At 61.5% G+C, this 14743-nt stretch carries 11 protein-coding genes; 4 read left to right on the forward strand and 7 right to left on the reverse strand.

Translation table 11 applies throughout. The annotated features are described in order from the left end of the window. The first annotated feature begins 216 nt into the window (after nt 1-216). The 4 genes from lon to cmoB all read left to right on the forward strand — a co-directional run bounded on the left by lon (nt 217) and on the right by cmoB (nt 5088). Nucleotides 217-2631, forward strand: a complete 2415-nt coding sequence (gene lon / locus LIS66_RS21500) for an endopeptidase La (RefSeq protein ID WP_042608313.1) — start codon at nt 217-219, stop codon at nt 2629-2631. Between the two features lie 216 nt (nt 2632-2847). Further along, nucleotides 2848-3240 carry a protease inhibitor I42 family protein gene (locus tag LIS66_RS21505; protein ID WP_042608314.1) on the forward strand — a complete coding sequence of 131 codons (393 nt, stop codon included), beginning with the start codon at nt 2848-2850 and terminating at the stop codon, nt 3238-3240. A gap of 151 nt (nt 3241-3391) precedes the next feature. Continuing rightward, complete coding sequence (gene cmoA / locus LIS66_RS21510) at nt 3392-4135, forward strand: carboxy-S-adenosyl-L-methionine synthase CmoA (protein ID WP_227973008.1); 744 nt, start codon at nt 3392-3394, stop codon at nt 4133-4135. Next, nucleotides 4132-5088 carry a tRNA 5-methoxyuridine(34)/uridine 5-oxyacetic acid(34) synthase CmoB gene (gene cmoB / locus LIS66_RS21515; RefSeq protein WP_083353515.1) on the forward strand — a complete coding sequence of 319 codons (957 nt, stop codon included), beginning with the start codon at nt 4132-4134 and terminating at the stop codon, nt 5086-5088. Before cmoA ends, cmoB begins: the two co-directional genes overlap by 4 nt. A gap of 273 nt (nt 5089-5361) precedes the next feature. Here the strand turns inward: cmoB and tadA are convergent, their stop codons facing one another. From tadA to treP, 7 genes are all read right to left on the reverse strand, one after another. After that, entirely contained in the window at nt 5362-5862 is a 501-nt protein-coding gene (gene tadA / locus LIS66_RS21520) for a tRNA adenosine(34) deaminase TadA (protein ID WP_042608317.1), read from the reverse strand. Beyond that, nucleotides 5862-7238 (reverse strand): multicopper oxidase family protein, encoded by a 1377-nt coding sequence (locus LIS66_RS21525; protein WP_065616645.1) that lies wholly within the window; start codon nt 7236-7238, stop codon nt 5862-5864. Before LIS66_RS21525 ends, tadA begins: the two co-directional genes overlap by 1 nt. 112 nt (nt 7239-7350) lie before the next feature. After that, the gene (locus LIS66_RS21530; protein WP_227973009.1) at nt 7351-7647 is read right to left on the reverse strand and encodes a PTS transporter subunit EIIB; all 297 of its coding nucleotides are present in this window, start codon (nt 7645-7647) and stop codon (nt 7351-7353) included. 2 nt (nt 7648-7649) lie between these two features. After that, complete coding sequence (gene ptsP, locus LIS66_RS21535) at nt 7650-10178, reverse strand: phosphoenolpyruvate--protein phosphotransferase (RefSeq protein ID WP_227973010.1); 2529 nt, start codon at nt 10176-10178, stop codon at nt 7650-7652. A 50-nt stretch (nt 10179-10228) separates the two neighbouring features. Next, nucleotides 10229-11452 (reverse strand): maltoporin, encoded by a 1224-nt coding sequence (locus LIS66_RS21540; RefSeq protein WP_227973011.1) that lies wholly within the window; start codon nt 11450-11452, stop codon nt 10229-10231. A gap of 104 nt (nt 11453-11556) precedes the next feature. Continuing rightward, complete coding sequence (treC, locus tag LIS66_RS21545; protein ID WP_042608322.1) at nt 11557-13203, reverse strand: alpha,alpha-phosphotrehalase; 1647 nt, start codon at nt 13201-13203, stop codon at nt 11557-11559. Nucleotides 13204-13282: 79 nt separating this feature from the next. Continuing rightward, a complete protein-coding gene (treP, locus tag LIS66_RS21550; RefSeq protein ID WP_042608323.1) occupies nt 13283-14725 on the reverse strand; it encodes a PTS system trehalose-specific EIIBC component in 1443 nt (480 codons plus the stop codon). Nucleotides 14726-14743: the final 18 nt, after the last annotated feature.

The raw sequence follows: 14743 nt of genomic DNA on the forward strand, positions 1-14743 counted from the left end.
GTTCCTTTTGGGGCGTTTGCCAAAAGGGACTCGCCGTAAGGGCGAAACCGCCAGCCGCAACCCCCAAAAAAACGGATATTCACACAATCCCCCAGAGCATGGCCGGCCCAAAGGCCGCCAAGGCCCCCTGAACACAAGCAGAAACACACCCGCCCCATTGAAACCACCCCACCCCTGCCCCATCTAACACCCCATACCCCATTGCGCAGGTGCCCCATGACCGACCAGCAAGATCGCCCGGACAACCACGACGACTACGAAACCGACCACATCGAACACACCTCCTCCGGCACCGGGCTGGCGCTGCCCGGGCAAAACCTGCCGGACAAGGTCTACATCATCCCGATCCACAACCGCCCGTTCTTCCCGGCCCAGGTCCTGCCGGTCATCGTCAACGAAGAACCGTGGGCCGAAACCCTCGAACTGGTCAGCAAATCCGAACACCACTCCCTTGCCCTGTTCTTCATGGACACGCCCCAGGAAGACCCGCGCCACTTCGACACCGGCGCCCTCCCCGAATACGGCACGCTGGTCAAAGTCCACCATGCCAGCCGCGAGAACGGCAAACTGCAATTCGTCGCCCAAGGCCTGAGCCGCGTGCGCATCAAGACCTGGCTCAAGCATCACCGCCCGCCGTATCTGGTCGAAGTCGAATACCCGCACCAGCCCACCGAGCCAACCGACGAGGTCAAGGCCTACGGCATGGCGCTGATCAATGCGATCAAGGAGCTGCTGCCGCTCAACCCGCTGTACAGCGAAGAGCTGAAGAACTACCTCAACCGCTTCAGCCCCAACGACCCGTCGCCGCTGACCGACTTCGCCGCCGCCCTGACGTCCGCCACCGGACCCGAGCTGCAGGAAGTGCTCGACTGCGTGCCGATGCTCAAGCGCATGGAAAAAGTCCTGCCGATGCTGCGCAAGGAAGTCGAAGTCGCGCGCCTGCAAAAAGAGATCTCAGCCGAAGTTAACCGCAAGATCGGCGAGCATCAGCGCGAGTTCTTCCTCAAGGAACAACTCAAGGTCATCCAGCAGGAACTCGGCCTGACCAAGGACGACCGCAGCGCCGACCTCGAACAGTTCCAGCAGCGCCTCGAAGGCAAAACCCTGCCGGCGCAGGTGCAGAAACGCCTCGAAGAAGAATCCCACAAACTGTCGATCCTCGAAACCGGCTCGCCGGAATACGCGGTCACGCGCAATTACCTGGACTGGGCCACTTCGGTGCCGTGGGGCGTGTACGGCGAAGACAAACTCGACCTCAAGCACGCACGCAAAGTCCTCGACAAGCACCACGCGGGTCTGGACGACATCAAGGATCGCATCCTCGAATTCCTCGCCGTCGGTGCCTACAAAGGTGAAATCAGCGGCTCGATCGTGCTGCTGGTCGGCCCGCCGGGCGTGGGTAAAACCAGCGTCGGCAAATCCATCGCCGAATCCCTCGGCCGGCCGTTCTACCGCTTCAGCGTCGGCGGCATGCGCGACGAAGCCGAGATCAAGGGTCACCGCCGCACTTACATCGGCGCACAGCCGGGCAAGTTGGTGCAGGCGTTGAAAGACGTCGAAGTGATGAACCCGGTGATCATGCTCGACGAGATCGACAAGATGGGCCAGAGCTACCAGGGCGACCCGGCCTCGGCGTTGCTGGAAACCCTCGATCCTGAGCAGAACGTCGAATTCCTCGACCACTACCTCGACCTGCGCATGGACCTGTCGAAAGTCCTCTTCGTGTGCACCGCCAACACCCTCGACTCGATCCCCGGCCCACTGCTCGACCGCATGGAAGTGATTCGTCTGTCGGGCTACATCACCGAAGAGAAAGTCGCCATCGCCAAGCGGCACCTGTGGCCGAAGCTGCTGGAAAAGGCCGGCGTGTCGAAAGGCAGCCTGAGCATCAGCGACACCGCGCTCAAAGCCCTGATCGACGGCTACGCCCGAGAAGCCGGCGTGCGTCAGCTGGAAAAGCAGATGGGCAAACTCGTGCGCAAAGCGGTGATGAAGCTGATCGACGACCCGAAAGCGGTGATCAAACTCGGCCCGAAAGACCTCGAAGCGTCACTGGGGCACCCGGTGTTCCGCAATGAACAAGTGCTGTCCGGCACCGGGGTGATCACCGGCCTGGCGTGGACCAGCATGGGCGGCGCGACCCTGCCGATCGAAGCCACGCGGATTCATACGCTTAACCGTGGGTTCAAGCTCACCGGGCAACTCGGCGATGTGATGAAGGAATCGGCAGAAATCGCCTACAGCTACGTCAGCTCGCACCTCAAGCAGTTTGGCGGTGATGCGAAGTTCTTCGACGAAGCCTTCGTCCACCTGCATGTGCCGGAAGGCGCGACGCCGAAGGATGGCCCAAGTGCCGGCGTGACCATGGCCAGCGCCCTGCTCTCCCTCGCACGCAATCAACCGCCGAAAAAAGGCGTGGCGATGACCGGCGAATTGACCCTGACCGGGCATGTGCTGCCGATCGGCGGCGTGCGCGAGAAGGTGATCGCGGCGCGCCGGCAGAAGATATTCGAATTGATTCTGCCGGAGCCGAACCGGGGTAACTTCGAGGAATTGCCGGATTATCTGAAGGAAGGGATTACCGTGCACTTTGCCAAGCGGTTTGCCGATGTGGCGAAGGTGCTGTTCTGATGATCATGTAGTGCCTGCTATACCGCTTTCGCGAGCAGGCTCGCTCCCACAGGGTGATGCAGTGAACACAAAAAGTTTCGACACTGCTGATCACTGTGGGAGCGAGCCTGCTCGCGAAGGCGTCAGCTGTTGCTCCACCGCTCTCCCTGACTGTCACACTTTGTCTCATCTTCAGTTATGCTCGCCGTTCGTCGTAACCGCCGGAGCCGCTGACCCATGTCCCCCACCCGCCTGTTTCTCCCCCTCGCCCTTTGCTTGCTGGCCGCTTGCGCCACGCAACCGAAACACAACGTGACCGTGGAAAAACAAAGCGAATGCCCCGTGCGGCTCACGACCGGGCAAAACCTGATCATCTCCCTGCCGAGCAACCCGACCACGGGCTATCGCTGGGCAATCCAGGATTCCGCTGGCGGCGTATTGCGCGCGCTCAGCCCGGAGGTCTACAGCAACCCGGAAGACGCCGGCGTGGTCGGTGCTGCAGGTGTGTCGACCTGGCGCTTCCAGGCATTTGCGGCGGGCACCGGGCGTTTGCGCCTGACTTCGCAACAACCCTGGGCACCAGAAGTGCTGCCCGTGGAAACCTTTGATTGCGCCATTTCCGTGAACTGACGGCGGGATACAGCGCTGGCCTGCTCGCGAAAGCCATATGCCTGACGGCGAGAATTACCCCCCGTTCGGTGCTTTATCAGACAACCCAAGCATCCGCGCCCCACTTTGGCTAAAATGCCGGCCCTTTCCACCGACACCGCCGGACACCGCCGTGAGCAAAGAACCCGATCGCCTATTCGCCCAGCCCTTGGCCCAGGTGCCTGACTTCGCCTTCAATGAAGACGTGGTGCGGGTGTTCCCGGACATGATCAAGCGCTCGGTGCCGGGTTATCCAACCATCGTCGAGAACCTCGGCGTGCTCGCGGCGCAGTTCGCTCAACCGAACAGCGTGCTCTACGACCTTGGTTCCTCGCTCGGCGCAGTGACTCAAGCCCTGCGCCGCCATGTGCGCACCGACGGTTGCCGGGTGATCGCTGTGGATAACTCGGCGGCGATGGTCGGGCGTTGCCGGGAATACCTTAACGGTCAGGACTCGATGTTTCAGGAATTGCTGCCGGTCGAAGTGATCGAGGGCGATATCCTCGCGCTGGAGTTCCAGCCCGCCTCGGTGGTGGCGCTGAACTTCACCCTGCAATTCATCGCCCCGGATCAGCGCACCGCGCTGCTCTCGCGCCTTCGTCAGTCGTTGTTGCCCGGCGGCGCACTGATTCTGTCGGAGAAGCTGCGCTTCAATGATGCCGAAGAGCACGCGCTGCTCACCGATCTGCACGTCGCGTTCAAACGCGCCAACGGCTACAGCGAATTGGAAATCGCCCAGAAGCGCAGCGCCATCGAAAACGTCATGAAACCCGACAGCCTCGAAGAACACCGCGAACGCCTGCTGGCCGCCGGGTTCTCGAAAGTCGTGCCGTGGTTCCAGTGTCTTAACTTTGCCTCGTTGATTGCCTTGCCATGATTGATCTGTCCCCCCTCGCCCGCCGTCTGGCCGGTACTCCGCTGGCCGACTGGGCCAACACCCTGCAGCGTCAACTCGACAAGAAAATGGAAAAAGGCCACGGCGACCTGGAGCGCTGGCAAAGTGCGCTGGATGCCTTGCCGAAGATTCAGCCGAGCGAAGTCGACTTGCTCAACGGCCTGACACTCGACACCGATTGCGACGACGACACTCGCGCACAGATGCGCACCGCACTGATGGGCCTGTCGCCGTGGCGCAAAGGGCCGTTCGATCTGTTTGGCGTGCACGTCGACACTGAATGGCGCTCGGACTGGAAGTGGTCGCGCGTGGCGCCGCATCTGGATCTGAAAGGCAAACGCATTCTCGACGTGGGTTGCGGCAACGGCTACTACATGTGGCGCATGCTCGGTGCCGGCGCCGACAGCGTGATCGGCGTCGATCCGAACTGGCTGTTCTTCTGCCAGTTCCAGGCGGTGCAGCGTTACCTGTCAGAGCCGAATGCCTGGCACCTGCCATTCCCGTTCGAAGACTTGCCAGCGAATCTGGAAGGTTTCGACACCGTGTTCTCCATGGGCGTGTTCTATCACCGCCGCTCGCCGATCGAGCATTTGCTGGCCCTGAAGGATTGCCTGGTCAAGGGCGGCGAACTGGTGCTGGAGACATTGGTGGTCGAAGGCGACAAGCACCAGGTGCTGGTGCCGGAAGACCGCTACGCGCAGATGCGCAACGTGTGGTTCTTGCCGTCGGTGCCGGCGCTGGAATTGTGGCTGCGCCGCGCGGGATTCACCGATATTCGCTGTGTGGATGTCAGCACCACGACAGTCGAGGAACAGCGCGGGACGGAGTGGATGAAGTATCAGTCGCTGAGCGATTTTCTTGATCCCGCGGATCACAGCAAAACCATCGAAGGGCTGCCGGCGCCGATGCGTGCGGTGATTGTTGCGAAGAAGTAAGCGTAATTCCCTGATGATCGCGGTGAGCCTACCCCTCACCCCAGCCCTCTCCCCAGGGAGAGGGAGCAGATCTCTGGGCTTTTCAAAATTTGCATTCGACTCGGAGTCTCAGGTCGGCGGACTTCACCCATTCAACTCGGTCGGTCCCCTCTCCCTCCACCCCAAGGAGAGGGAGCTGATTGTTGCTTTCAAAACTTGAGTTCGACTCGGTATTTCAGGTCGGCGGACTTGGCCCATCCACCTCGGTCAGTCCCCTCTCCCTCTGGGAGAGGGTTAGGGTGAGGGGCTTTTGGCGCGGCGAGCGCGGAAAAACTCGGTCAACACTGCGCCACATTCCTCAGCCAACACCCCACCCTCATACAACACCCGGTGATTCAAAAATCCCTGGGTGAAAAACTGACCTTGGCTCTGCACAATCCCGGCCTTGGGCTCCAGGGCGCCATACACCACCCGCGCCACCCGCGAATGCACGATCAACCCGGCGCACATGCTGCACGGCTCCAGCGTCACGTACAGCGTACTGCCCGGCAGGCGATAGTTATCCACGGCCTGCGCGGCGGCGCGGATCGCGACCATTTCGGCGTGGGCACTCGGGTCGCTGGTGCTGATCGGGCAGTTGAAGCCGCTGCCGATGATCTCGCCGTCCTGCACCAGCACTGCGCCCACCGGCACTTCGCCGAGCGCCGCGCCTTGTGCGGCGAGGGTCAGGGCTTCGCGCATGAAGTCGCGGTCGCGGCTGCGGTCGATGATCGCCGCCGGGCGAATCTGGCGCATCACTTCACCTCGATCGCGGCCATCAGGCCGGTTTCCATGTGGTCGATGACATGGCAGTGGAACATCCACACCCCCGGGTTATCCGCCACCAGCGCCACTTGCGCACGCTCGTTCTTGCCCAGCAGATAGGTGTCGGTGAAATACGGCACGACCTTGTGCCGGTTCGACGCGATCACCTTGAAGCTCATGCCGTGCAGGTGGATCGGGTGCTGGTATTGAGTCATGTTCTTCAGTTCGAAAATATAGCTCTGGCCGAGTTTCAGACTGGCGATCGGTCGATCGGCGCAGGTCTTGTCGGTGATGTCCCAGGCCTTGCCGTTGATCTGCCACAGGCTCGGCGGCTTGCCGTTTTCGGTGTTCACCGAGACCGAGCCGACCCATTCGAAATTGAAGTTGAGTTTCTCGGCATTGGCCAGGTCCGGCTCGGCCACCGGGTTGGCCGGCAGCGCTTTCGGCCAGTCCGTCGGCGCGTCCGTATTGGCCACCGAACGCAGCGTGCCCAGGCGTACCGGGCCGTTGCGCAGCGACAACTCTTCACCGGCCGCCGGCGCCTTGATCGCCAGGCAAATGCGCATGCCAGGGCCGAGCCAGTATTCCTTGCCCAATGGCCGGGGTTCGACCGGATTACCATCGAGCGCGTAGATCTTCGCTTCGACGCCGGGAATGTTGATGCGGTAGGTCAGGGTGTTGTCGAGGTTGAGCAAGCGCACCCGGGTGATCTGCCCGGCCGGCAGATCGATCACCGGCAATGGCACGCCATTGATCGTCGACAGACGCCCGGCGGTACCGCCACGGGCCGCTTCGCGGGGGATGCTGAATTCGACGAACTGGCCTTGTTCGTCGACATGCCAGTTCTTCAGGCTGAGGGTTTTCTCATACTTGAAACCGGTGGGCTCGCGCTCCTCGATGATCAGCGGCCCGACCAGCCCGCGTCCGAGTTCTTCGCTGCTGCTGACATGCGGGTGATACCAGTAGCTGCCGGCGTCCGGCACGCGGAATTTATAGTCGAAATACTCGCCCGGCAGCACCGGCAGCTGCGATACGTAAGGCACGCCGTCCATTTCCAGCGGCAGGCGGATGCCGTGCCAGTGAATGGTCGTCGCCACCGGCAGATGATTGATGAAACGCACCCGCAGCCATTCGCCCTGGCGCACGCGCAGTTCGGTACCCGGCGCCGACGGGCCGAAAGCCCAGGCCTCGGTCTTGTGCCCCGGCACCAGCTCGACGTCGAGCGGCGCGGCGATCAGTTCATAGTCGTGGCCTGCCTCAGCGTCAGCCATCTTGCCCAGCCAGTAACGCGAAGCGCCTCCCGCGCCCACGCCAACGACAACAAGACCAGCCAGGCCACCGAGGATTTGGCGACGGGTAAAGGACATGAACTCAACTACCTCACGTATCAGCGACAGACCCCGAGGGATCCGCAAAAAGGCGAATACGATACACCCGCAGTTGAGAAACAGTAAGGGCGACCTGCGGCCGCACGTCTTGTCAGCCCTGCGCGCGCAGCCCGGTGATCAGGTGCAGCACGCCGTCACCAAGCGGCATGACGCCAGCCACACCGGCGACACTCAGCGCCTCACGGTCAACACGCGCCGCGTCATGCAGCGCCACCCGCACCCGGGTCAGCGCCACCGGCTGCTGCGATTTGAGATTATCCACACCGCCCAACGCCGTGACGATCTGCGCGCTCAAGCCGGCAACCGGATCGGCGGCAACTTGCACCTCGTCCGGCACCAGATCCGGCGTCAACGCTTTCCAGAATGTCTGCTGCAATTTGTCGAACATGTTCAATTCTCCATTACCGGCGAGCCATCGACTTTCACCTCATGAAACCGCTGCAAGGCGTCGCGTACGTCGCCAGCGCCTTCCAGGTTTGAAACCTGTTCGGCGATGATTCGACAGTCGGCCAGATTCAACTCACGCACCGCCGACTTGATCGCCGGAATCAACGGCACGCTCACCGACAGTTCATCCACGCCCAGCCCCAGCAGCAACGGCACGGCCAGGCGTTCGGAAGCCATCGCGCCGCAAACCCCGACCCATTTACCGTGCGCATGTGCAGCTCTCACCGTCATGGCGATCAGGCGCAGCACCGCAGGGTGGAAGCTGTCCGCCTGGCTGGCCAGACGCGGGTGATCGCGATCCATGGCCAGGGTGTATTGGGTGAGGTCATTGGTGCCGATGGAGAAAAAATCCACATGCGGTGCCAGCACATCGGCCATCAGCGCGACGGCGGGCACTTCGATCATGATTCCCAGTTTCGGCAAGTGCGTCAGCCCCAGCACCTGCACCTCCTGCTCAAGGATCTGTCGTGCCAGACGCAACTCCGCAAGATGGGTGACCATCGGCAACATGATGTGCAGACGCGTCAGCGCACTGCAGGCCAGGATCGCCCGAAACTGTTCGCGCAACAGTTGCGGTCGCTCAAGGCACAGACGAATGCCACGCAAACCGAGGAAGGGATTGCTTTCGCTGTCCATCGGCACATAGGCCAGCGGCTTGTCACCGCCGACATCGAGGGTGCGCACCACCAGATTGTGCGATGGCCCGATAGTGCGGGCGATGGCGCTATAGGTGGCGACCTGTTCATCGTGGCTCGGCGCTTGCTGGCGATCCAGATAGAGAAACTCCGAACGCAGCAGCCCCACGCCATTCGCGCCGAGTTCCATGGCCTGCGCGGTTTCGCTCTGCGAGGCAACGTTGGCCGTGACTTCGATGTGCTGACCGTCGCGGGTACAGGCCGCCTCGCTGGCCTGCGCCAGCTCCTGCTGATGGCGCTGGCGCTGTTGTGCATGTCGCGTACGCAATTGGTCGATGGACTCGGCGTCCGGATGCAACTGCAACTCGCCCTTGTCGGCATCGAGCAGCACCCGCGTGCCGTTGTCGAGCGTCAGCATTTGCATCGGCATGCCGCAGATCGCCGGCAAGCCACAGGCCCGCGCGAGGATGGCGACATGACTGGTGGCACCGCCGCCGACCGTGGCGAAACCCAACACCTTGCGCGTATCCAGCCCTGCCGTCTGCGATGGGGTCAACTGGTCGGCGATGAGGATGGTGTCGTCCGCCAGCTCCAGCGTCTGCTCGTGCACACCCAGGATCAGCTTGAGCACACGCTGGCCGACATCGGCCAGATCCGCAGCGCGTTCGGCCAACAAGGCATTGCCCAGCGAACGGAACATCGCCGCCGTGGCTTCGGTGGAGGTCTTCCAGGCAAATGCCGCGCTTTTGCCCTCCTCGATCAAGGCCTGGGCCTGGTCCAGCAGGCTCGGGTCGGCCAGCAGTTCCTGATGCGCCCTGAAGATCTCCGCCTGCGCGTCGCCGCTGGCGGTGTCGCGCAGATGCTGCAAGGTCATGTCGGCTTCGATCAGTGCCTGGCTCAACGCCTCCCGTTCGACCGGCGGCGCGGCGCCGAACTCGTTGACCATGAGCGTCGCTTCGACGATCTGCATGACCTGGCCCAGTGCCGAACCGGGCGAGGCACACACACCGCGCAGGATGTTCGGCATTTCTGCGGCGACGACTTCGACTGGCGCCGGCGCTGTGACAGCTTCGCCGCAGCCTTCGGTCAGCAAGCGGGTCAGCGCTTCGACGGCGGCCTCGGCATCGTCTCCTTCGGCGCTGACCTGCACGCTGTCACCCTGGGCCGTTTGCAACGCCATGATTGCCACCAATGATTTGGCATTGGCTTGTGCTTGCAGTCTGTGCAGATGGATCGTCGATGAAAACGCTTTGGCCGCTTGGGCAAATACTGCAGCCGGGCGCGCATGCAGGCCGTTGGGGTTGGGCAGGTTGATCGGCTGCGAGAAAACCGCATCACCTTGCGCCGCAGCGGGATTTTCGCCAGGCGATACGCCGCCCCCGACATCCAGCACGGGCTGGCCAACCTCCACCAATCCGGTCGAGCCGACGAGCGAATCGAACGGCTCGCCGCTGACCACCAGCATCAAGGTCAACAAACTGCGCGCATGCAGGGCAATGTAATCAGCGTCGAAGTCGATCAGCGCCTGCCCCGCTGCGACCCGCTGCCCTGCCTCGACACGGCGGATGAACCCCTTACCCGCGAGATTCACCGTGTCCAGACCGATATGCATCAGCACCTGCACACCTGCATCACTGGTAATGGTCAGCGCGTGCCCGCTGGCCTGCACGTCACTGACCACGCCGGCCAGCGGCGCGCAGAGCGTCGAGGACGTCGGGTCGATGCACAGGCCGTCACCGATGATCCGCCCGGCAAACACCGGGTCGGGCACCTGGTCCAGCGCCATCAGCACGCCGGATAAAGGAGCCAGCAGCTGCAATTGTTGGGGTGTGGCCATGACATCACCTGAGCTTGTATTGATTGAATGAGCGGTCGCAGCCGCTTTGCTTATTTCCACCAGTATTCAACCTGCAAGCCGACATTGGCGCCGTGCCGCGCGTTGCCGAAGGCGCCCGTATCGGACAGCGCCGAGCCCTTGGCCAACAGGTTGGCGGCACGCTTGGCCGCCTGGTTCCAGCTGGCATATGTGTAATACAGACGCACCTCGGGTCGCGCCCAGAATTCCGGGCCTTTGGGTGACCACGTCGGCGCGAAGGTGAACTTGCTCAGCTTGCGCGTGCCGTCCGCCGCCTCGACCTGATCGTGTCCCAGTTCGGTCACCAGTTTGAACTGCTCGCTCAATGCGTAGGCCGGGCGCACACCCAGCGAAAGCCAGTTCTGGTCGGCGCCACCCTGACGAATATCCTTTTGATACACCGCCTGCACTTGCCCGCCAAAACGCGGCGTCACTTGCCAGTCGAAGAACTCGACGATCCGATAGCTCTTGTTGCGGTCATCGAGCCTGACGTTACCGGTATAGCCCAACCCGGTGCCCGGCCCTTCGCCGTATTGCAGCGCCAGTTTGTTCTTGCCGCCGAAAAAATCCTGCTGCACGTGCTGAGTGGTGATCGCCCAGCCACGGTGGGCGTCGCGGCTGTCGGGCTTGTCGATGTAGCTCAGGCCAAACTCCAGTTCACCGCCGGGGTTGCTGTTGAAACCGCCGACGTTGAAGTCGTGCCGGTTGATGTAATCCTTCTGGTAAAGGTTGTCCTTGCGTGAAAAGGCGTAGCTGTATTTCAAGCCACCGATCAACACGTCTTCGATACCACCGCCGGTGGCGCTCTGGTTCCAGTAGTAGTAATCGGAAATGTGGATGTCGTTACGTTTGTAGTAGCGCCGCCCCGCCCACAGCGAACCGCCATTGAGCGCGGGCATCGCCGACCACTGTGCGTAGGCCTGGGGCAAGCGAATCGAGCCATTGTCCTCTTTGAATGTCGGGCTGCGATCGTAACGGTTGTACAGCGACGCCATGCCGTCGACGCTCAGCACCGAACCGTCGTCGAGGGTGTACAGATCCTGACGCAGCTCGAGCTCGCCGTACTGCTCGCACTCGTTGCCGAGGCGATATTTGGTCTGCGCGCCGGGCAACTGGAAACACGACTGGCCACTGCTGTTGACCGAAGTACCGACACCGCTGCGCAGATAGCCGCCAAACTCCAGCGCCTGTGAAGACGTAGGCATTGCCAGACAAAATCCGGCGACTGCCAGGCTGTAACTCATGGTTTTTTTCATATGCCACCCATTGTTTTTATTGTGTGGTCGCAGGAATTCAGCGCGCACAAATCCCCCGCGCAGCGTTCTGCGTGTTTTTTTAAAAGTTGTTTTTCAGTTAGTGATCAGGGGTCGGTCAGGTGCAGAACGAAGGATTCGTAAGGTCGCAGGTGCAGCAACCGCGTGCGTTTCGGACAGTCCGGGTGGTTGCTGATCAACAGGCGCTGCTCCATGGACTCGTTGATCAGCGGCGGTAGCTCGACGTCACACGCGGTGCCATAGAAGTTGTTCACTACCAACAGACGTTCACCTGCGCCCTCGCGCAGGTAGGCCCAGACCTGTGGATGCTCCGGCAGCAGCTGACGATATACGCCGTCGGAGATCAGCGCTTCAGTGCGGCGCAAGGCGATCAGGCGTCGATAGTGATGCAATACCGATTCCGGGTCGTGGAGCTGCTGCGCGACGTTGATCTGCGCGGCATTGGCCGGCACGCCGATCCACGGTTCGCCACGGGTGAAACCGGCGTTGTGCCCGGCGTGCCAGTGCATCGGCGTGCGCCCGTTGTCCCGGGACTTCTGCATGATCGCTGCCATGTTGTCGAGTTCGCTCGCCCCGGCCTCGCGCTTGAGGCGAAAGATATTCAGGGTCTCGACATCGCGGTACTGCTCGATGCTCTCGAAGCCGGGATTGGTCATGCCCAGTTCTTCACCTTGATAAACGAACGGCGTGCCCTGCAGAAAGTGCAGCGCCGTGCCAAGCATCTTCGCCGAGAGCTCGCGGTATTCAGCGTCATTGCCGAACCGCGAGACCACGCGCGGCTGATCGTGGTTACACCAGAACAACGCATTCCACCCACCGCCCGCCTGCATGCCGGTCTGCCAGTCGGAGAGAATCTGCTTGAGCTGGAGGAAATCGAAATCGGCGCGCACCCACTTCTGCAGATTCGGGTAATCGACCTTCAGGTGATGAAAATTGAAGGTCATCGACAGTTCTTGCGATTGCGGATTGGAGTAACGAATGCAGTGTTCGAGGCGGGTCGAGGACATCTCGCCGACGTTGATCAGATCGTGCCCCTCGAAAACTTCGCGGTGCATTTGCTGCAAGTAGGTGTGCACATTCGGCCCGTCGGTGTAGAAGCGCCGACCGTCGCTGTCATCTTCGGGAAAGTCCGCCGGTTTGGAGATCAGGTTGATCACATCCAGGCGGAAGCCACCGACGCCTTTGTCGCGCCAGAAGCGCATCATCTTGAACACTTCGTCGCGGACTTTGGGGTTGTCCCAATTGAGGTCGGCCTGGGTGTGATCGAACAGGTGCAGATAGTACTGGCCGGTCTGCGCTTCGTACTCCCAGGCCGATCCACCGAACTTGGATTCCCAGTTGTTCGGCTGATCGCGCCAGATATAGAAGTCGCGGTAGGGATTGTCGAGGCTGCTGCGTGCCTGCTGGAACCAGACGTGCTCGATCGAGGTGTGGTTGACCACGATGTCGAGCATCAGCTTGATCCCGCGCTTGCCCGCTTCGGCGATCAGCAGTTCACAGTCGGCCATGCTGCCGTAGCTCGGATCGACCGCGTAGTAGTCGCTGATGTCGTAGCCGTTATCGCGCTGCGGCGAACGCAGAAACGGCGTGATCCACAGGTAGTCGACTCCCAGCCATTGCAGGTAATCGAGCTTGGCAACGATGCCGAGCAGGTCGCCGGTGGCGTTGCCGGCATGGCTGTGAAAGCTTTTCGGGTAGATCTGGTAGATCACCGAACGTTGCCAGTCTTGCATGGCGGATTTTCCTCTTGAATGTCAGGAACCGTGTAGGAGCTGCCGAAGGCTCGGGCCGCGATCGGACGATCTTTTGATTTCAGGCCACCCGGTAACCCGGCCGGACGATCTTCATGCTCAGCACGCAGGTCAGGGCAAACGGCACGAGCATGGCAATGAGCATCCCGATGACGAACATGGGGATGAACTGCGGCATGATCGAAATGAAACCGGGCAGGCCGCCAACACCGATGGCCGAGGCCTGGATCTTGTTCAGCGAGAGGAACATGCAACCCAGCGCCGAACCGGCCAGCGCGGCGTAAAACGGAAACTTGTAGCGCAGATTGACGCCGAACATCGCCGGTTCAGTGATGCCGAAGTAGGCGGAAATCGCCGAGGTAGAGGCCATGCTCTTGTCCCGCGCATTGCGCGTCATCCAGAACACCGCCAGTGCCGCACTGCCCTGCGCCAGATTGGACATGACAATCATCGGCCAGATGAAGGTGCCGCCCTGGCTCGAGATCAATTGCAGATCCACCGCGAGGAACATGTGGTGCATGCCAGTGATCACCAAAGGCGCATACAACAGACCGAAAATCAGACCGCCCACCAGCGGCGCCAGATCGAAGAGCATCACCAGCCCTTCGGTAATGTAGATGCCGATATGCCGGGTCACCGGGCCGATGATCGCCAGCGCCAGCACGCCAGTGACGACAATGGTGGTGATCGGCACTACCAGCAGTTGCACGGCATTGGGCACACGTGCGCGCAACCATTTTTCAATCACGCTCATCACATAGGCCGCCAGCAAAATCGGCAGGATCTGCCCCTGGTAACCCACCTTTTCCACCTGGAAAAGGCCGAGGATGTCGAAATACGGCAGTTGCTGCCCGTCCAGCCCGGCAACGGCCTTGCCGTAGTTCCAGGCGTTGAGCAGGTCCGGATGCACCAGCATCAGACCGAGAACGATGCCGAGGATTTCGCTGCCGCCAAAGCGCTTGGCCGCCGACCAGCCCACCAGTGCCGGCAGAAACACGAACGAGGTGTTGGCCATCAGATTGATCAGGCTCCACAAGCCATCGAGGTTGGGATAGGCATCGAGCAGGGTCTGCCCCTCGATGAACATGCCCTTGGCGCCGAGCAGGTTGTTGATGCCCATCAACAGGCCGGCAATGATCAGCGCCGGCAGGATCGGCATGAACACATCGGAAAACACCCGCACCAGCCGCTGCATGGCGTTTATCTTCTCGGCGCTTTTCTGTTTAACGTCGGCGATGGTCGATGCCGCGAGGCCTGTCTGTTGCCTCAGTTCGGCGTAGACCTTTTCAACGTCGCCCGGGCCGATGACCACCTGATACAACCCACCCGTGAAGAACGACCCCTTGACCAGCTCGACGCCGTTGAGTGCGGCGACATTGACCCGCGCGGGGTCTTTCAACGCCAGGCGCAAACGCGTCACGCAATGCGCCGCCTGCTCGATGTTATCGCTGCCACCGAGGCTTTCCAGCAGCTCCCTGGCGATGTTCGGATAGTCATGGCTCATGCTTGTTCTTCCGTCGTG

The sequence above is a fragment of the Pseudomonas sp. HN2 genome (assembly GCF_020736465.1).
Lineage (GTDB): Bacteria > Pseudomonadota > Gammaproteobacteria > Pseudomonadales > Pseudomonadaceae > Aquipseudomonas > Aquipseudomonas moraviensis_A.